General features: G+C 62.4%; 15 protein-coding genes and 1 pseudogene. 4 read left to right on the forward strand and 12 right to left on the reverse strand.

The features are described 5' to 3' along the window. Window positions 1–3: 3 nt before the first annotated feature. Window positions 4–864: a glycerate kinase gene (locus ACQCSU_RS20890; RefSeq protein ID WP_426979885.1), complete on the reverse strand. Its 861-nt coding sequence runs from the start codon at window positions 862–864 to the stop codon at window positions 4–6. A 68-nt stretch (window positions 865–932) separates the two neighbouring features. Next, window positions 933–1484: a TetR family transcriptional regulator gene (locus ACQCSU_RS20895; RefSeq protein ID WP_426977271.1), complete on the reverse strand. Its 552-nt coding sequence runs from the start codon at window positions 1482–1484 to the stop codon at window positions 933–935. A gap of 168 nt (window positions 1485–1652) precedes the next feature. On the opposite strand from ACQCSU_RS20895, the gene ACQCSU_RS20900 reads away from it, so the two are divergent. After that, a complete protein-coding gene (locus ACQCSU_RS20900; RefSeq protein WP_426977272.1) occupies window positions 1653–2489 on the forward strand; it encodes an SDR family NAD(P)-dependent oxidoreductase in 837 nt (278 codons plus the stop codon). Window positions 2490–2588: 99 nt separating this feature from the next. Next, entirely contained in the window at window positions 2589–3524 is a 936-nt protein-coding gene (locus ACQCSU_RS20905; RefSeq protein ID WP_426977273.1) for an SDR family NAD(P)-dependent oxidoreductase, read from the forward strand. A 1789-nt stretch (window positions 3525–5313) separates the two neighbouring features. Here the strand turns inward: ACQCSU_RS20905 and ACQCSU_RS20910 are convergent. The 3 genes from ACQCSU_RS20910 to ACQCSU_RS20920 form a co-directional block, all read right to left on the reverse strand. Continuing rightward, on the reverse strand, window positions 5314–6633 hold the full coding sequence (locus tag ACQCSU_RS20910) for a 2-hydroxycarboxylate transporter family protein (RefSeq protein WP_426977275.1): 1320 nt from the start codon (window positions 6631–6633) through the stop codon (window positions 5314–5316). 62 nt (window positions 6634–6695) lie between these two features. Next, window positions 6696–7862, reverse strand: a complete 1167-nt coding sequence (locus tag ACQCSU_RS20915) for a glycerate kinase (RefSeq protein WP_426977276.1) — start codon at window positions 7860–7862, stop codon at window positions 6696–6698. Window position 7863: 1 nt separating this feature from the next. Continuing rightward, a complete protein-coding gene (locus tag ACQCSU_RS20920) occupies window positions 7864–8967 on the reverse strand; it encodes a tartrate dehydrogenase (RefSeq protein ID WP_426977278.1) in 1104 nt (367 codons plus the stop codon). Window positions 8968–9133: 166 nt separating this feature from the next. Here ACQCSU_RS20920 and ACQCSU_RS20925 point away from each other — a divergent pair, with 166 nt between their 5' ends. Next, a complete protein-coding gene (locus ACQCSU_RS20925) occupies window positions 9134–10042 on the forward strand; it encodes a LysR family transcriptional regulator (RefSeq protein ID WP_426977280.1) in 909 nt (302 codons plus the stop codon). A 97-nt stretch (window positions 10043–10139) separates the two neighbouring features. Here the strand turns inward: ACQCSU_RS20925 and ACQCSU_RS20930 are convergent, their stop codons facing one another. The 5 genes and pseudogenes from ACQCSU_RS20930 to ACQCSU_RS20950 all read right to left on the reverse strand — a co-directional run. Continuing rightward, window positions 10140–10637, reverse strand: a complete 498-nt coding sequence (locus ACQCSU_RS20930; RefSeq protein WP_426977282.1) for a GNAT family N-acetyltransferase — start codon at window positions 10635–10637, stop codon at window positions 10140–10142. Window positions 10638–10768: 131 nt separating this feature from the next. Then, entirely contained in the window at window positions 10769–11755 is a 987-nt protein-coding gene (locus ACQCSU_RS20935) for an NmrA family NAD(P)-binding protein (protein ID WP_426977284.1), read from the reverse strand. Between the two features lie 109 nt (window positions 11756–11864). Then, complete coding sequence (locus ACQCSU_RS20940; protein WP_426977285.1) at window positions 11865–12857, reverse strand: alpha/beta fold hydrolase; 993 nt, start codon at window positions 12855–12857, stop codon at window positions 11865–11867. Window positions 12858–13266: 409 nt separating this feature from the next. Continuing rightward, on the reverse strand, window positions 13267–13722 hold the full coding sequence (locus ACQCSU_RS20945; RefSeq protein ID WP_426979932.1) for a TetR/AcrR family transcriptional regulator: 456 nt from the start codon (window positions 13720–13722) through the stop codon (window positions 13267–13269). A gap of 3 nt (window positions 13723–13725) precedes the next feature. Beyond that, a pseudogene (locus ACQCSU_RS20950) lies at window positions 13726–13836 on the reverse strand (TetR/AcrR family transcriptional regulator); the annotation flags it as partial. Between the two features lie 175 nt (window positions 13837–14011). Here ACQCSU_RS20950 and ACQCSU_RS20955 point away from each other — a divergent pair. Beyond that, complete coding sequence (locus ACQCSU_RS20955) at window positions 14012–15106, forward strand: NmrA family NAD(P)-binding protein (RefSeq protein WP_426977286.1); 1095 nt, start codon at window positions 14012–14014, stop codon at window positions 15104–15106. A 237-nt stretch (window positions 15107–15343) separates the two neighbouring features. On the opposite strand, the gene ACQCSU_RS20960 is transcribed toward ACQCSU_RS20955, so the two are convergent. Together ACQCSU_RS20960 and ACQCSU_RS20965 are read right to left on the reverse strand one after the other, a co-directional pair. Then, window positions 15344–16660, reverse strand: a complete 1317-nt coding sequence (locus ACQCSU_RS20960; protein WP_426979886.1) for an MFS transporter — start codon at window positions 16658–16660, stop codon at window positions 15344–15346. Between the two features lie 122 nt (window positions 16661–16782). Further along, window positions 16783–17523 (reverse strand): GntR family transcriptional regulator, encoded by a 741-nt coding sequence (locus tag ACQCSU_RS20965; RefSeq protein WP_426977288.1) that lies wholly within the window; start codon window positions 17521–17523, stop codon window positions 16783–16785. Window positions 17524–17734: the final 211 nt, after the last annotated feature.

Consider the following 17734-nt stretch of genomic DNA (forward strand, 5'->3'; position numbering starts at 1 on the left):
CCTCTACAGGAGGCTGGTTCCGATGTCTTTGCCGATCTCCCGGAGCAGGCTGGTGGAAAGTTCGGGGTCCTTGGATGAGTCCCGGTCGGTGTAGTCGGCCAGGGTGTAGACCCGGGTCAGTGCCATTTCCGACCAGCGTTCCTTCGGGAGGAGGGAGCGGCCGGCGACGGCGATGATTGGCCTGGTGCCGGATCGTCGTGCGACGGCGGCGGGCAGTTTGCCGGCCAGGGTCTGTTCGTCGATGCTGCCTTCGCCGGTGATAACGACGTCGCAGCTGTCCTTGCGGGTGTTGAAGTCCAGCAGGTCCAGGAAGTAGTCGGCCCCGGACACCTGTTTGGCGCCGAGTAGCAGGCAGGCGTAGCCGATACCTCCGGCGCTGCCGGCACCTTCGTGCTCGGCCAGCGCCGCCCCATCCGCGAATCCGGCTTCGGCCATTTTGGTGACAAGGTGCTCCAGTCCCTTGTCAAGTGCTGCAACGTCCGCCGGTCCGGCGCCCTTTTGGGGTCCGAAGACTGCGGCGGCACCTTGGGCGCCGCACAGGGGGTTGTGGACGTCGCTGGCCACGATAAGTTCGGTGTCAGCCAGTTCGGGGAGTGTGGTCCCGTGGATCGAATGGATCTGTGCCAGGGCCCGGCCACTGCCGAAGAGCTGCTGGCCCTGGGCATCGCGGAAGCTGTAGCCAAGAGCGGTGAGCATCCCCATGCCGCCGTCGGTGCTGGCGCTGCCGCCCAGGGCCATGACGATCCTGGCCGGATGCAAGCTCAGTGCGAACAGGATGACTTCGCCAAAGCCCCGGCTGGAGGCCTTCAGGGGTTCCAGCTTTCCATAGGGGAGTAGTCCAAGGCCGCAGGTGTTGGCGACCAGTCCGGTGTTGTTCTAGGGAAAGTTGGCCTTTGATGCTGCAGAAGACGGACTTGACGTAGCGGCTCTGTCTATTCGAGTGGTGATACGGCGCCCATCGCCTCATCGACAAGTTCGCTGAGAGGACGCGCGCCGCCGGCCTGCATCCATGAGTCGGTGGCGACATTCAGGCAGGCGATCGCGGAGGCGGCCAGGGCGGCGGCCCGCGGGTCCGCGCCTGTCTTTTGCTCCCGCAAGCGTCGTAGCAGGCGGGGGGAAAGTATGCTTTGCCAGCCTTGTGTCCGCTCCCATTCGTGAGTACGCAGCGCGCAGGCGTCGCTCATCAGCCGCATGAACTTTTGGGCTTCGTCCATATTTTCGGTATCGACCTGCGTGACGACGTCGATGGCTCGCCGCAACGCAAGCCATGGGTGCTCGTTGGCAGGACGTGCGTCGAGCGCCGTCGCGATGTCATGGCCTAATTCGGCCATCCGCCCCAGCACGACATCTTCCTTCGTCCCGAAGTAGCGGAAAAAGGTGGTCCGGGACAGGCCCGCTTCGGCGGCGATCTGCTCAACGGTTGTTTGGTCGAAGCCGTGCTCAGCGAACAGGCGGAACGCCACCTCGATGACTTCTGCGCGCATGGCCCGCTTGGTCCGCTCCCGCAGCGTAGGCGGAGTGCTCTTGAGCTGTCCGTCGGTGCTTGAGATTCCCATCCCTAAATAGTACACCGGCCTAAAATGGTACTGAGTACCACTTTGTGATAACGTCCCAGAATCGGTTGTAAGCTACTCATCAAGGAGAGAACGTTCATGAGCAAGACGTGGTTCATCACTGGCGCGTCCCGCGGTTTCGGTCGCCGTTTCGCGGAAGCGGCCCTTTCCCGCGGGGACCGGGTCGCGGCGACTGCGCGCCGGGCCGACACCTTGACGGAGCTCGTCGTCACGTATGGCGACGCGGTCCTTCCCCTGCAGCTTGATGTCACCGACAAGGCCGAGGTCGCCCGTGCCGTGGCGCGGACGCACGAACACTTCGGTGCACTCGACGTCGTCGTGAACAATGCCGGCTACGGACTGTTCGGAGCTCTCGAGGAACTCACCGAGGCCGACGTCCGCGCGCAGTTCGAGACAAATGTGTTCGGATCGCTCTGGGTGGCCCAGGCGGCCCTGCCCTATCTGCGCGAGCAGCGTAGCGGGCACATCATCATGCTCTCGAGCATGCTCGGGATCGCCGCCTTCCCCACTACCGGCGGGTACACCGCGAGCAAGGCTGCTGTCGAGGGCCTCGCCGACTCGCTGTCGCAGGAGGTCGCCGGGTTCGGCATCAAGGTGACGGTCGTCCAGCCGGGCGCGTTTGCTACCGAGTTCGGCGCTTCCTCGTCGTATTCCGCACCGCTGGCCGAGTACGACGAGGTGCGGAACGCATTCATGAGCGGCTTCGCTGATGTCGAGATGGGCGATCCGGCCGGTGTCGGCCCGGCGATCCTGAAGCTCGTCGACGCCGAGAACCCGCCACTGCGTGTCTTCTTCGGCACGCCGCCGCTGCAGCTCGTCCCGCACATCTACGGCACGCGCCTCGAGGAGTGGAACGAGTGGGCTTGGCTCTCGGCAGAGGCCGAGAAGAACCAGACCGCAACAAGCCTGACTTAGCAGACTCTCGTGGTCCGCGCCGTACGCGCGGACCACGAGCCTGCCTGCACTCGTCACCGGTTTCGCAGCCGGAGACCCCACCAGGAGAAGGAGCATGCCATGTCCTCGCTCATCAGGACCCCGTTCACCGTGCTGTCCACGGCTCGAGAGGTGGTTGAGGGCATCGATTTGACCGGTCGCCGCGCGATCGTTACCGGAGGGGCCTCCGGCTTGGGAACCGAGACCGCCCGGGCCCTCGCCGGTGCGGGCGCCGAGGTGACCCTCGCGGTCCGCGATCCCGGCCGGGCCAAAGAAGTCGTGCGGGCTTTGCGCACCGAAGTCGGCCGCGAACGGATCGCCGTCGCTGCACTGGACCTTGCTGATCCGGTGTCGATCTCGCGGTTCGTGCGGGAGTGGAGCGGCCCGCTGCACATCCTTGTCGCGAATGCAGGAATCATGGCGCCGCCGGAGACGCGGACGTCGGACGGGTGGGAGTTGCAGTTCGCGACGAACCACCTCGGCCACTTCGCCCTCGCCACCAGTCTGCTCCCGGCCCTTCGCGCCGCGTCGGACGCGCGCGTGGTCGTGGTCAGCTCCGCAGCGCACCTCGCGGCCCCACTCGATTTCGACGACATCCGTTTTCTTCACACGGAGTACGATCCACAGCTCGCCTACGGGCGTTCCAAGACGGCGAACGTCTTATTTGCCGTCGCCGCGCATGAGCGCTGGGTGGCAGACGACATCACAGTCAATACCCTCCAACCCGGGAGCATCCTCACTGCGCTCTCCCGGCACCTCCCGCCGAGCGTCCTGGCCGTCACGCGCGAGGATCCCTCGAAGACGTTCTCGACAGCGGAGCAAGGAGCCGCGACTTCCGTTCTGCTCGCCGCCTCCCCGACCCTGCGCGGACTCGGCGGGCGCTACTTCGAGTACGGCCAGCAAGCTCCCGTAGTCAATCCGCCCTTCGTGACCCGCGAAGGCGTTGCCGGCCACGCGATGGATCCGGACTCTGCTGCCCGGCTATGGGCGATCAGCACAGAGGTCGTCGGCGGCTAAAAAGCCGGAACACCTGGCCATGCAGGGATCGCGAATTCCAAACGTGGACCAACGATGCCCTTGACCTCCCCATTGCGGCCGGGGCCGTCGTAATTGCACGGCAATGCCTTGAAGGGCGTCAGGGAATCCAAGCGAGGAAATTAGCGATAGCGGAGGGCCGAGCGAAGTTTTTGGTCGGGGCGGCGCAACATAGCGTAGGCAGCTACCGGCGACCGGTCATCATCGTGTAGGACGTCGGCCTCGTTGACGTTAGGTCATGCGGGTTCCCTTCTTTCAGCACTTGAGAAGTTGGGAAAAGGGGGAACGACCGTCAATGACGTTCACCCACTCGGAGCCTGTGTCTTGCCCCAAATACCGGCCCCGGGCGTGGCCGTCATCGGCGACGCGCCGGGCCGGACCTTGAAGCCTGGAGGAGCGGTCGGAACCGCACTGCGCACAAGGCAAAGTGCCGCACTCCGCAGGGTGCGGCAGTCGTACCAATGGTGAGCAATGGGACAAAAAGAAGGGTGTGCACAATGTGCACACCGTTGGCTTCGGACTCGGCCGTACATCGGTCGGACTGGCTCGGACTCGGGATGTTTTCGGGGGAGGGGCGGTTTTGCAGGGCTGGAGTCCGGTTCGAGTCCCACCTCGGGCACGTGTTTTCCCTGTTCAGGGGCTTGTGGGTCTCTGAGTGTGGACAAATTGTTCACTTATAGCCCCTTCGGGGGCCTTTTTTGTTGGTGGCGGCTGCTGTTCCGGGTTCCTCCTTCTTGAAATGCGCGGCCGGGTTGGGGCTAGTTACTCTTCATGGTTAACTCTGGCCTCCACGACATAAATTACTCTTCATGGTTAACTCTGGCCTCCACGACATAAACGGTTGTGGATTTGGAGCGAGATGTCCGGTGGTAGCGGTTACGTGGCTGGTTCTTCATATCCATTCATTGCATGAGTGTTGGATGACTACATGCGGAATGGTGAGACGCCGAGGTGGTGTCTGTGGAGAGGCGGCGCTGGGTCCGCGTGCCGGCGCGAGCACGAGCGCGCGGCCCGGAGGCCCTCCGCAAGCCGATAAGAACCCCTCTGTAAAGCTGGAGGATTCATCGGTGGGTACGTCTGACTGTGCGGACGATGGCCTGGCACTAATGGCCCGGAGGTAGCCCAAGCACGCACAGACATTGGCCTCTATTTTCGCTAGCCCAGCGCATCCATTCCCACTCGGAGTGCGTGTATGGCTGCCTTTAAGTGCCGCGGTTGGGTGCCGCAATACCGGGACGTAACCTGAGGCTTCGAGCTGATGAATTACATCGGCCTGCCGGCCGTGGCCTTCGTCGAAGCTACTTCTGCCGGGTTAGCCCCGGCGGCGTGAACCGTATTGGCGATCACCAAGGCCCTGGCCACCGGAGGTTGATTCAGCACAGGACTACTAGTGAGTCATTGACCAAGAATCTGCGGTGGACGGTTCAGAGGTGGGGTCGACGAGGGTCTTGTTCCGTCTTGGCGGTGGAACAAGCGACGCCCATCGCATCCGCTCTGCAGGAGCCAGATAAAGGAGCCGTCACCCGAGATGGCGTCTACAATTCCTGCCTGAGGTTCCACTTCGTTCCGGGCTTTGTAGCACGACGTTGTCCCCTGGGGTCAGTTCGCGCCAATCGAGGACGACGGAACTTCGGTAGCCGTAGCGGATCGGTTCTTCTAAAGGCTTTGGCGCCGCGTCCATGGGCGACTTTTCCTCGGGTTGCTACGGTCGCAGGGAGGCGGAGCCGATAACGGCTCCGCCTCCCTGCGCAGTGGTTCTAGTGTGCCGGTCTTAGCCGGCGGTGAGGTGGATCAGGGATGCTGCGGAGATGACGGTGGTGACGCCGCCGATGCGGGTGGAGATCTGGGCGAAGGGCATGAGGTTCATACGGTTGGATGCGGAGAGGATGGCGACGTCGCCGGTGCCGCCGAGCCCGCTGTGGCAGACGGTGACGAGGGAGGCGTCTATGGGGTACATGCCCAGCGCCTTGCCGACGTAGAAGCCTACGAGGGCCATGGTGATCACGACTGCCGCGCAGGTGACGACGTAGCCGATGGAGAGGACGCTGATGACGTCGGCCATCGGCACGTAGAGCATCCCGAGTCCGATCATCGTCGGGTAGATCAGGTGCTTGGAGACGATGGCGTAGACGGCGCGGGCGGAGCCTTCGACGCTGGCCGGGACGATGCCTGCGACTTTGAGGATGACGGAGAAGACGATGACCAGCACCGGTGCGGGCAGGTGGAGGAAGGGTTCGGCGAGGCTGGCCAGGACGAACATGCCGCAGATGAGCAGGATGCCCATGGCGTAGTTCGGGTTGGCCTGGACGGTGTCGTGGTGCGCAGCTTCAAAGATCTCGGCGTCGTTGGAGCCCTTCTTGGGCCTGACGAGCATGCCGCCGCCGTCGAGGTGGGCTTTGCGTTCACCTAGGCGGCGGAGCATGCCGGCGAGGATGATGGCGACGATGTTGCCGATGACAGCGGCCGGGATCAGCTGCGCGATGAAGTCCTTGGGCGTTCCGCCCAGAGCGTTGGCGTAGGCGGCGGAGAGGGGAATGACGCCTTCTCCGATACCGCCGCCGATGATGGGGACCACGATGTAGAACAGGGCGCGTTCGAAGCTGTAGCCAAAGAGCATGGCGACGCCGATGCCGGCGGTTACGGCCGCGGCCGTTCCGGCGACGAGGGGTGGGAAGATGCGGACCAGGGCCCGGAGCATCATGGTCCGGTGCATGCCAAGGATGCTGCCGACGACCAGGGTGCAGATGACGAAGTAGAGGAAGTTGGCTTCCTTCATCAGAGCCGTGGTTGCTTCGAGCATGTTGGCGTTGAAGACGCCGAAGTAGACGAGCAGGGACGGGACCATCAGGCAGACCAGGGCGCCGCCGCCGATCTTGGAGATGACCGGGAGCCGGTTGCCCAGCGGGCCGAGCAGCATGCCGAAGGCTGTGATGATTGCCAGGCCGCCGATCATGTTGGCGGGGACCGCGTCGAGGGCGCCGGCGGTGATGACGATGCCGGCCATGATGACCGGGACAATCAGTGGCACTCCGCCCAGCTGGAACCGGGGGACGCGCGTTGGTGCTTCCTTGCTTTCTGTGGTGGTGCTCATAGTGGTTTCTCGCTTCATTGGGAGGGTGGGCGCCGCTGCCCGGGTGATAGGTGTCTTGTCCGTTAGTTCGCGGAGCGGGCGGATCGCTTCCGAACCGTGATTTGTGCTGCGAGGCGTTCGAGCAGCGGTTCAGCGTTGCGGATGGCCGTGGCAATATCCGGTGCTATGTCCGTGATCGCGTGAATGGTGTCGAAGTCCGGGTGACGGGGTGCCGGCGTGAGCTGGCTGGACCCGCATACGGCGATGGTGGGGATGTTGTGCCGGGCTGCTGCCATCAGCACGCCCATCGGTGCTTTGCCGTGGAAGGACTGATCGTCCAGGCGGCCTTCGCCGGTGATGACGAGGTCCGCGCCGGCCAGATGGGATTCGAAGTCCAGCAGTTCCATGATCAGTTCGATTCCCGGGCGGGCCGTGGCGCCGAGCACCGCCAGCGCGGCGTAGCCGATGCCGCCCGCGGCACCGGCACCGGGAAGGTGCGCGGCTTCGGGGGCGACAAGAGAGGCGAAATGGCCAAGCGCCCGGTCAAGGACGGTGACGTCCTCGCTGCTGGCGCCCTTTTGCGGGCCGTAGACGGCGGCGGCGCCGTCCGGACCGCACAACGGGTTGGTGACGTCGGTGGCCAGAATGATCTCCGTATCCCAGATTCGTGGATCAAGCCCGGAGATGTCGACCGTGTGCAGATCCAGCAGGCTGACCCCGCCGGGGTACAGGACCGCACCTGATCCATCGCGGAGGGAAACGCCCAGGGCTTGGAGCATGCCCGCTCCTCCGTCGGTGCAGGCGCTGCCCCCGAGGCCGATGATGATCCTGCGCGCCCCGGCGTCGAGGGCTGCCAAGATGGCATCACCGACGCCGCGGCTCGTGCCGCTCAGCGGGGACAACGGCCGGTCACCGCGCATGGCCAGGCCTGAGGTCAGTGCGGTCTCGATCACGGCCGTGCCGTCCTTGAGAGCCAGGGTCGAGGGCTGGAGATCGCTATCCGGTCCGGTCACGGAAATCGGATGCGCGACGTATCCGCTGGCGAGAAAAGCATTTAGGGTCCCGTCGCCCCCGTCGGCGACCGGCAATTCGATCACATTCAGTCCAGGCTGTTCCTTGCGGAGGCCATGGGCGATGGCCCGGGCCACCTGGGATGCGGTCAAGGAGCCTTTGAACTTGTCCGGCGCGATGAGCACCGAGAGACCTGCTCCACTGACGCGGAGCCGGTCTTCGACTGGGGTAACGGTCATTTCAGTGGTCCGTTGCGGTCAGGGCCACGGCCGTGATCTCTTCGGCGACAGTCTTGCCCAGGATTTCCGTGGTGGCTTCGCCGCCCAGATCCGGGGTGAGGATGTGCTTGCCGCCGCGTTCCAGGACGTTTTCGAAACCTTGCTGGACAGCTGCCGCGGCCCCTCGTTCGCCGAGGTGTTCGAGCATCATCGAAGCACTCCAGATCTGGCCGACCGGGTTCGCGATCCCCTTGCCGGCGATGTCCGGCGCGGAGCCGTGGACCGGTTCGAAAAGGCTGGGGAACTTGCGTTCGGGGTTGATGTTCCCGCTCGGGGCGATGCCGATGGTCCCCGTGCAGGCCGGGCCCAGGTCCGAGAGGATGTCGCCGAACAGGTTGCTGGCGACCACGACGTCGAACCAGTCCGGGTGCATCACGAAGTTAGCCGTCAAAATATCGATGTGGTACTTGTCGACCTTCAGGTCGGTGAAGCCTTTGGCCATCTGCTCCACGCGCTCATCCCAATAGGGCATCGAGATGGAAATGCCGTTGCTCTTTGTCGCGGACGTGAGGTGCTTCTTCGGCCGGCTCTGCGCAAGGTCGAAGGCGTACTTCAGGATCCGGTCAACACCGGTGCGGGTCATGACGGTTTCCTGGATCACCGTTTCACGGTCGGTGCCTTCGAAGATTTTCCCACCGATGCTGGAGTATTCGCCCTCCGTGTTCTCCCGCACGACGTAGAAGTCCACGTCCCCGGGCACGCGGCCGGCCAGGGGGCTGTCCATTCCTGCCAGCAGCTTTACCGGGCGGAGGCTGACGTACTGGTCGAAACCGCGGCGGAACTGGAGCAGGCTGCCCCAGAGCGAGACGTGGTCCGGGACGACGTCCGGCCAGCCCACGGCGCCGAAGAAAATCGCATCAAAAGTGCTCAGCTCTTCGAACCAGTTATCCGGCATCATCTTGCCGTGCTTGGTGTAGTAGTCGGCATTCGCGTAGTCGAACTGCGTGGTCTCCAGCTTGAAGTCGAACGCCTCGGAGGCTGATTCCAGTGCCCGCAGGCCCTCGGGCACAACTTCCTGGCCGATGCCATCTCCGGCGATGACTGCGATGCGGTGTGTCCTGGTCATGATCATGGTCCTTCTCGTGTGAACGCCGTTGTCCCGAATCGAGCCGTGCCCTCAGAGGGCCTTTGGTTCCGGCTGTGCTTCCAGTCACACAAGCGTACGAAACAAAAAGCCCGCGATTATCGGGCTGTGAGACAATGCAATTTTTCCTCAAAAGAAAGAATCGGTCATGGACCTATACCAGATAGACGACCTGGAGTTCTTTGAACAGATCGCACGGTCGCAAAGCCTCACCGAAGCGGCGAGGACCTGGGGTAAAGGAGTGGCTTCGGTCAGCAAGCGCCTCTCAGCGCTGGAAGCCCGCCTGGGGGTGACGCTGATCAGACGCAGCACCCGTAGGTTGACGCTGACCGAGGAAGGACACCGCTACGCCGCCGGGGCACTCGCGATCCTGCAACAAAAGGCCGACCTCGAAGACCTCGTCTCACACCAGCACGGCGAACTTAAAGGCAGGATCACCGTCCACTCCACCCTCGGAATCGGGCGAACCCACATCGCACCGCTGCTCGGTGAATTCATGCTGCAACATCCCCAGATTCACATCGATCTGGAACTCTCCGCCCTTCCGCTGAACATTTCCGGCACGAATTTCGACATTGCCATCCGCGTCGGCGCGCTGGAGGATTCGAGGCTCAAGGCCAAACTGCTCGCACGGAACCGGAGAATCGTTTGCGCGGCTCCGCAGTACTTGGACAACAGGCCACCGCTGGAGACTGTCGAGGACCTGGAGCGTCACAATTGCATCGTGCTGCGCGAAAACAACGCCGACTACGCGCTATGGCGATTCGGCGCCGAAAACCAGCAGCAGTACGTACGCGTCATCGGAAACATGGTCAGCGACGACGGAGACGTCGTCACCGGCTGGTGCGCCCAGGGCCTGGGCCTAATCATGCGCTCGAGCTGGCACGTCGATCCACTGATCCGCGCAGGGACGCTCCGCCAGGTCCTTCAGCACGTCCCCACCCCGCACGCCGACATCCATGCCCTCTATTCGGCAACCTCGCAGACCCCCAGACGCATCACCGCTGTCATTGACCACCTCCGGGAAGGTTTGGCCCTGCGTCTAGCTGGCGCGTGAGCTGCAACGACACCGAATCCTACAGTTTCAGACTGTGCGCGGGCTAATTTCTACCGGTGACGCGCTTGAAAGCGAGCTCCGTTGAGGTTGCTGGGACTCAAGCCTCAAGTTCCTTCTCGAAGCAGACTGACAAGGGTATGGCCGTGTTGTAGGGCGGATACACCGGAATTTCTCTGTAGCCGATCTTTCGGTAGAGGGCTTCTGCTTCTGGTTGTTTGCCACCGGTTTGAAGAATGACCCGCCTGGCGCCAGCCGCAGCTGCGATTTGCTCCAGTCCGGCCATGAGTTGAGTCGCGGCTCCGAGGCCACGCGCTGCGGGGTCAACGATGACACGCTTGACTTCCCACTCCCCGTCCAGCAGGCGAAGTGCCCCGTGCCCTATCGCGTGCCCGAAGGAGGTGACAACGAGGACATTCGCGACAAAGTCTTCGGCCGGGACGCTTAATGCAGACCTGGCGGCAGCCGGAAGGGTGGGCTCTTCCGCCGTGGCGTACCGGGCGAGGAGTTCTTTGTTCAGCAGATCCCGCAGTCGTGCAGCACGCGGATCTTCAAAACTAACTTCCTCCAGATTCAGAGCCAACTTCTCAGCCGACACGACACCCTCCTTCAGGTTAGCGTGGTCGCAATTCCTACTTTGATCATGAGTTTTCTGGGCGGAGCCGCTCTGCTCCCAGCCGCACTGGAGTCCCCAAGCCGGGGACTCCAGTGCTGCGTCGTCGAGGCCGCTCAGTGGCTCACAGATGCCATTTTCCGGATGCGGGGATGGTTCTTCAGCGCCCACCGCACGGTCTTTGGCGGGCGCCCGAGCAGGGTTTCCAGCTGTTCGCTGACTCCGGCGGCGCCGTAGCGTCCGCCGGCGACCAGTCGCGTCAGGGACTTCAGGTGCTCCGCAATGTGTGGATAGGCGCCCATGGCACTGTCCACGTATTGCTTGTTCCAGGTTTCTACATCTTCGGGAACGTAAGTGATCTGGCGTCCCAGCGCGGCCCCGTAGTCCGCAGCGAACTCGTGCATGTCCTTGAGTTCAGGACCGGTGAGCTCGTAGGACTTCGAGATGTGCGGTGCCGGGTCGAGGAGGATCTTCGCGCATAGTTCCGCCACGTCGTAACCGGCGATGGGCGCGAACCGCTGGGTACCGAAGGGCAGGCGCAGTTCGCCATTGCCCAGCGGCTCCAGCGCCAGCCAGGTCAGGATGGGGTTCTCTACGAAGATGGCCGCCCGCACGTTGACGGTCGGGATGCCGGACCAGTCCAGCACCTGCTCGGCGACCCAGTGGGCCCGATGCTGCGGTGACCAGTCGGTGACGAGTCCGCCGAGCCATTCACGCCGTTCTTCGACTGGTGCGGTCATCTTCTCGAACGGCATGAACCACTGCTCGTACTCGGAGATATTGACGAAGACTTCGATGTCGCCCTGTGCCCGCGCCGCCGCTGCCATCAGGCTGACGGCGTCGGTGTAGTACGGCGACAGGCTCATGCTGAAGTAGATGCGCCGGCAGCCCTTCAGTGCGGCGGTCACGTCGGCGATGTTCAGCAGGTCACCGACGAAGACCTCGGCCCCGGCCTGGCGGAGCGAGTCCGCGCGTTCGTCGTCCTGTCGCACGAACGCGCGCACCGGGTGCCCTTGTTCAATCAGCATGTTGACCATCGTCCTGCTCACACCGCCGATTTCGCCGGCTGCGCCGGTGATCAGGATGCGATTGCGCTCGGTCATTTGTGTCCTCTGTCTGGTTGTGGTTTGTCTGGGTTGGGTGGGTCAGATGTTCAGAGGGTCCAGGATGTGCTTGGCGACTGTCTTGCCGGCCAGGCGGTTCTGCGTCGTGTCATCGGGCCGTCGAGCCGTCGATGCCGGCGAGGAAGTCCAGGAGTGCGGAATTTACCTCGGCGGGACGCTCCTGCTGAGTCCAGTGCCCACAGCCCGGCAGCACCACCGGGTCGTGCAGTCGAGGCACCAGCGCGGTCAGCGAGGCCAGCCCGCCTGGGCCGCTTAGGGAGGTGACCATGTCGCGGTCTCCCACCAGGTACAGCGCGGGGACGTCGATCCCGCGCCCCCGAAAAGGCGCGAGCAGTTCGTTGTTGCGCTCGATGTTCCGGTACCAGTTGAAGGCTCCGGTGAAGGCCTGCTCGCCGTGGAGGGCGTAGTCCTCGGCGTAAACCTGGATATCCTCCTCCGTCAGCCAGTCCGGGAGAGCGGGCGACTCGGGCATGGTGTCCAGGAGGCCCAGACCGTCGGGTATGACCAATGGGCGGGGCTCCGTGCTGTCCGGGTTGTCGCCTGAGGCACCGACGAGGATGCGGCGGAAGGAGTCCGGGATGTCCTTCGCGAGCTCCGCGTCAACGACTCCCGGCTCCTGGAAGTAAACCTGGTAGAAGCCCTCGCCGTATTGGGTGCGTGTGATTGAGGGCGGGACCATCCCGCCGGGCAGAATCGGCGGGACACTGAGCCCGGCCACGGCGCGGACCTTGTCCGGGCGCAACATTGCCGCGGTCCAGGCAACGGGTGCGCCCCAATCGTGCCCCACGAGGATCGCCTGCTCCTCGCCCAGCTCCTCGATCAGGGCGATCATGTCGCCGACGAGGTGGAGCAGCGTGTACGACGTGACATCTGCCGGCTGCTCGCTGCGGGCGTAACCGCGCTGGTCGGGGGCCACAACCCGGTACCCGGCCGCCGCAAGCGCCCCGAACTGGTGACGCCAGGAGTACCAACTCTCTGGCCAGCCGTGGAGTAACAGCACCAGCGGGCCTTCGCCCTGCTCGGCAATGTGCAGCCGGACCCCATTTACGTCGACGAAGCGGTGGGTGAGTGAACTGAGCACAAGGATCTCCTGCAAATCTGGATTGAGGGCTACTTCTTCGGCTGCGTTCCAATGACTTGCAGCGGAGAACGGGATTTGACCAAGTTCGAACCCACCCTAAGGTGCTGTGATCGCTGGCTTCGAACTTTGTGAAACCGGTCGGTTTTATTACCGTAAACCGATCGGTCCTGTCATTGCAAACTGGATGGCCCCTGTCATGGATCCAGAGCGATCCAGCGAGTTGGCAAGTCTTCGAGCACCGATGCAACCACGGCGTCTCCGTGTCGGACGGCAGGCGGCTCAGCACTCGCACGGTCCGGCCCCTCCAGTCGTGGGTGTACCGCAGGGTTATGAATCGATGCGAAGCGCTACCCGCACCTTCGATTCTGGGAGGGCACTAAGTCACAGTCCTTGGTCGAGAACGCGATTACTAACGCATATCTGCTGCGTCGAGCAGTATGTTGACGGTAGGTGAGATGAGCCCTCTCAGATTGTCAGCTCCGATGCCCGCCCGTGCGCTGGCGCCGTCGAAGACCAGGCTGAGCTGCCGGGCCAGCAGGTCAGGATCACTCGCACCACCCCCGGCAGCCTCAGCGCGGAAAAAAGCTGTCAGGTTTCCCTTGACTCGGTGAGCCACCTGGCTTGCAGGGTGGCTCTGATCCTTGAGTTCGATCTGCACTGCCAGGTACCGACAGCCCTGGAACTCAGGCGCACCAGCTTGCAATTCCACTTGCTGGAAGACGTGCAGGATACGCTCCCGAGGCGAACGGCCATCGCCCGCCGTAGGCAGGAGCCCCGCTACGAAGGCGGAGGAGCGTTGCTCCAGGCTCGCGGCCAGCAGTTCATCCTTGCTGTCGAACAGCTCGTACATGGAGCGCTTGGACACGCCGGCCGCCTTGCATAGCGCCTGGATGCCGATCCCGACACCGTCCCGGTAAGTAAGCGTTGCCGCTGCCTCCAGTAGTCGCTCTCGGGAACTCAGATTCGTTGCTGTGGGCATACTGCGAGGTTAGCGCGAACTTCGCCGAAAATAAAACCGATCGGTCCGTGACGGGTGGGGCACCGTTTGCAGTATCAAAACCGATCGGTATACGCTCCCTGAAACCGATTGGTTTCAAGCACGCCGCCCAATGCGTATTGATCGCGTCCGTCCTCAACTTATGGAGTCGAAAACTATGTCTTCCCAGACCACACCCACAATATTCATCATCGGCGGCACAGGGGCCCAAGGGATGCCCATCGTCCAAGGTCTTGTGGCCGACAAAAAATACAAAGTTCGGGTCCTCACCCGCGACGCCACCTCTCCGAGGGCCCAGGCACTCCTCGCGCTGGGCAACGTCTCCATCATTGAAGGGTCATTCGCCGACGAAGATGTGCTGCGGGAAGGATTCCGCGGCTGCGACGGGGCGTACGTCAACATCGACGGGTTCAATACCGGTGAGAAAACGGAGATGTATTGGGCCATCCGCAGTTATGAGATAGCGATTGAGGAAGGAATCAAGTTCTACGTCTACGGAAACCTCGACTACGCACTCAAGAAATCCGGCTACGACTCCAAGTTCCGCACCGGCCACTACGACGGTAAAGGCCGTATAGCCGAATGGGTACTGTTCCAGAACCAGAAGAACAAGGACAGAATGGGAGCAGCGGTCTTCACCTCCGGTCCTTACATTGAAATGGTGATCTCACCGCTCACGCCCATGACGCCCAATATCGAGGACGGTGTCGTTACGTGGCGGGTCCCGCTCGGAAAGGGCGCAGTTCCCCACGTGTCCCTGGAAGATTGCGGGTTCTATGTTCGCTGGCTTTTCGACAATCAGGAACGGGCGAACGGCATGGACCTCGAAGTCGCTATCGAACACATGACCTATGCCGATATGGCTGCCGCATTCGAGAAGGTCACAGGGCATCCGGCGCAATACATCGACACAGATTTAGACACATATTGGGGTGGTCCGCTGAGCGGCGCTGCTGATCTGCCTGCCGGATACAACGCCGATCCCAACGACAAAAGCACCATGAGCTTCCGGGACAATTTCACAGGCTTCTGGAACGTGTGGAAACACGACATCATCACCAGGGATTACGCGCTGCTCGACGAAATCCACCCCAACAGGATCAGGAGTGCCGAACAGTGGTTCAGGCGGGAAGACCAGCTGGGCAAAGACCTCGGCAAGGGAAGTCTCTGGGAGAGGGTCCAGCCGGAGAACTGGCGCAGCGACTCTCCGATCCTTAAGGGCAGTGCAGATGCGAGGACGGGCACCTTGTAGGCGGGTGAGCGGCAATACGAACCCGTCCTCGGTCGATCGCTCAAGGCACTGAGAAGGTCCGCCTGTGGGCGCAGGCGGATCTTCCCAGTCAGAAGCCATATCGTTCCTGAAGAGCCACCAAGTAGACAACTGTCGAGTGCAGACTGTTGGGGATCCAGGTTTTTTGGTTTTCGGCGACGGTGCTTGCCAGAGGTAGATAGGGCTCCACGGGCACGGCTCGGCGAGCCTCGCCAGCAGCTAAAGCGACGCCGCCTCCTCCAGTGCGAGTCCTCGAGTTTCGGGTGCCATCCGAAGGCTTACGAGGAAGCCGACCAGTGTGATGCCCGCGGCGATCAGCATCGTCGCTCCGATCCCCAGCTCGGTCAGCGAGAGCGGAACAAGGTAGGTGCCTGCTGCCGCGCCAATCCGGCTCAGCGAGGATGCGAGTCCAACGGCGGTTCCCCGCACCTCGGTCGGAAAGAGTTCGTTGGGGTACACCCATTGCAGGATTTGGGTTCCTCCAATAAAAAGCGCATATCCTGCAAAAAGAATCATTGTGACGGTCGGGGAAGACTGGGGGAAGAGGCCCAATCCCAGCAGGGCAAGGCCCGACCACAAGAAACTGTGGAGGATCACCTTTCTGCGGCCCAGTCGATTGATCAACAGGACGAACACCACGGTTCCCGACAAAAAGAGGATGGTGATGACAGCGGATCCAAAGTTGGCCCTGGTCCCGCCTAGGCCGAGCGCGTCGAGGATCCTGGGCGCGAAGGCATAAATCGCGAACAGCGGAATGATGGAGCAGGTCCAGAAGACGGATATGAAGAAGATACGGCCGCCGTACCCGGACCGGAACAGGACGCCGGCACTCACGCGATCGCCCGCGGCCGACTCGAAGCTCGCCAGCTTCACGCCTTCGCCGAAGACGCGGGCAACTACGGCTCTCGCTTCTTCCATACGCCCTTTGTTGGCGAGCCATCGAGGTGATTCGGGAGTGCCTTGCCGGAGGATGAGGAAGACCAAAGCCGGGAACGTGGCGCTGGCCAGCATCCACCGCCATCCGTCAGGTCCTGTTTGGAGCAGCAGTTCACCCACGATGTAGGCGACTGCGGCACCCACAAACCACATGACGATCAGGCCGCCCACTAGGGGTCCCCGATATCTTCGAGGAGTAAACTCAACGAGCAGCGACGTGGCTATCGGGTAATCGGCGCCCACCGCGATGCCTATCAGGAGCCTGAGCACAAATAATCCAAGCGCGTCCTGAACCCAAAATTGCAGCGCTGAACACAAGACGATTGCGGCGAGGTCAAGAGTGTAAAGCGTTTGCCGTCCGAACTTATCGGTCAGCCATCCGCCGAGGAATCCGCCAAAGAAGATTCCTACGAGCGCGGAGGCGCCGATCAGGCCTTCCCAGTAGACGGTCAGCTCCAGTTGTGGAGTCGCTTGGACCAGCGCAACGCCGATGATGCTCAAGACGTAGCCATCAAGGAAGGGACCGCCGGCTGAATAGACGGCCAGCCGCTTATGGAAGCTGTTGAGGGGAAGGTCCTCTACGTTTACTGATGGTGGCATCACCTTGAGTGTCCTACAAAAGTCCGATCCTGACGAGACCGCTCCGGGTGAATGATGCCTACTGGGGGACGAGGCGTTTCTCGAGGCGCTGGCGAGCACTGGCCAAGGACTGCTTGGTCAATTTAGTGGCTGCCTTCACGTCCCTTGCCCGGGCGGCTTCCAAAATGGCGGGCTGTGGGGTCCAAAGACTGGCGTCGTCGTGCTGGATTGCTTCCGTGGCGCCGATGACTTTGTAGGGCCGGCACTGAAGCCAGAGATTTTCTATGACGTCCATCAGGACCGGGGTTGCGGCCTGCGGAGTACAGAGTGCGGAGCAGGTCTTCGTCATCATCCAAGGCATCCCACACGCGGCGTTCGGTGACCGCCTTTTGCATTCGGGCGCAGGCAGCCTCCATGCGCGCTACGTCAGCGTCAGTGACGTTGGCAGCTCCGCGGCGGGCGGCCTCAATCTCCAATGTGGCCCGTACTTCGTAGATATGGATCAGTTCATCGACGGTGAATTCACGGACGACTGCCCCCCGGTGGGCCGCCACCCGAGTGGCCAGTCCTGTCTCTTCCAGCCGGCGAATGGCTTCCCTGACCGGCATCACGCTTGTACCGACCATCGCAGCAACGTCCCGGACCCTTACGGGGGAGCCCCCGGCCAATTCGCCGGTGAGAATCGCGGTGCGCAGTGCCTCGTAGACTTGATCCGCTACAAGGGTGGGTGTGATCGAAAAGGCCGGAAAGGATCCGGACTGGGCCCCCAACAAGGGCTTCTTGATCTCCTGTTGTTGGGCAGCATCCGCTTTTTTTCCTGGCATGGGAACGATCCTAATGGTGAGCGGCCCTGTTTTGCTCGTATTGCCAGTGTCAGTCGTCATGCACACTCCTAAACACGTTCCAAAACTAAACATGATCCAAAAATCTCCAGCCCAGCTATTGCGTGATTTGTGATCACATATCTAAACTGGATATAGGCGCCAAGCACGCCAGAGAAGTCAAGTAAGCAGTAGCGGCACGCACCCAGTGCCATATCACCGACAGAGGCCGGGCCCCAAGGACAACAATTGTCCAAAGCCACTAAGACCAGGA

Source organism: Pseudarthrobacter sp. O4 (assembly GCF_050157025.1).
Lineage (GTDB): Bacteria > Actinomycetota > Actinomycetes > Actinomycetales > Micrococcaceae > Arthrobacter.

Excerpts from the sequence above, each read along its gene's own strand:
- ACQCSU_RS20895 (WP_426977271.1), bottom strand. The coding sequence starts at position 1,484 with ATGCGCGCAGAAGTCATCGAGGTGGCGTTCCGCCTGTTCGCTGAGCAC.
- ACQCSU_RS20900 (WP_426977272.1), top strand. The coding sequence starts at position 1,653 with ATGAGCAAGACGTGGTTCATCACTGGCGCGTCCCGCGGTTTCGGTCGC.
- ACQCSU_RS20905 (WP_426977273.1), top strand. The coding sequence starts at position 2,589 with ATGTCCTCGCTCATCAGGACCCCGTTCACCGTGCTGTCCACGGCTCGA.
- ACQCSU_RS20910 (WP_426977275.1), bottom strand. The coding sequence starts at position 6,633 with ATGAGCACCACCACAGAAAGCAAGGAAGCACCAACGCGCGTCCCCCGG.
- ACQCSU_RS20915 (WP_426977276.1), bottom strand. The coding sequence starts at position 7,862 with ATGACCGTTACCCCAGTCGAAGACCGGCTCCGCGTCAGTGGAGCAGGT.
- ACQCSU_RS20920 (WP_426977278.1), bottom strand. The coding sequence starts at position 8,967 with ATGACCAGGACACACCGCATCGCAGTCATCGCCGGAGATGGCATCGGC.
- ACQCSU_RS20925 (WP_426977280.1), top strand. The coding sequence starts at position 9,134 with ATGGACCTATACCAGATAGACGACCTGGAGTTCTTTGAACAGATCGCA.
- ACQCSU_RS20935 (WP_426977284.1), bottom strand. The coding sequence starts at position 11,755 with ATGACCGAGCGCAATCGCATCCTGATCACCGGCGCAGCCGGCGAAATC.
- ACQCSU_RS20955 (WP_426977286.1), top strand. The coding sequence starts at position 14,012 with ATGTCTTCCCAGACCACACCCACAATATTCATCATCGGCGGCACAGGG.
- ACQCSU_RS20960 (WP_426979886.1), bottom strand. The coding sequence starts at position 16,660 with ATGCCACCATCAGTAAACGTAGAGGACCTTCCCCTCAACAGCTTCCAT.
- ACQCSU_RS20965 (WP_426977288.1), bottom strand. The coding sequence starts at position 17,523 with ATGACGACTGACACTGGCAATACGAGCAAAACAGGGCCGCTCACCATT.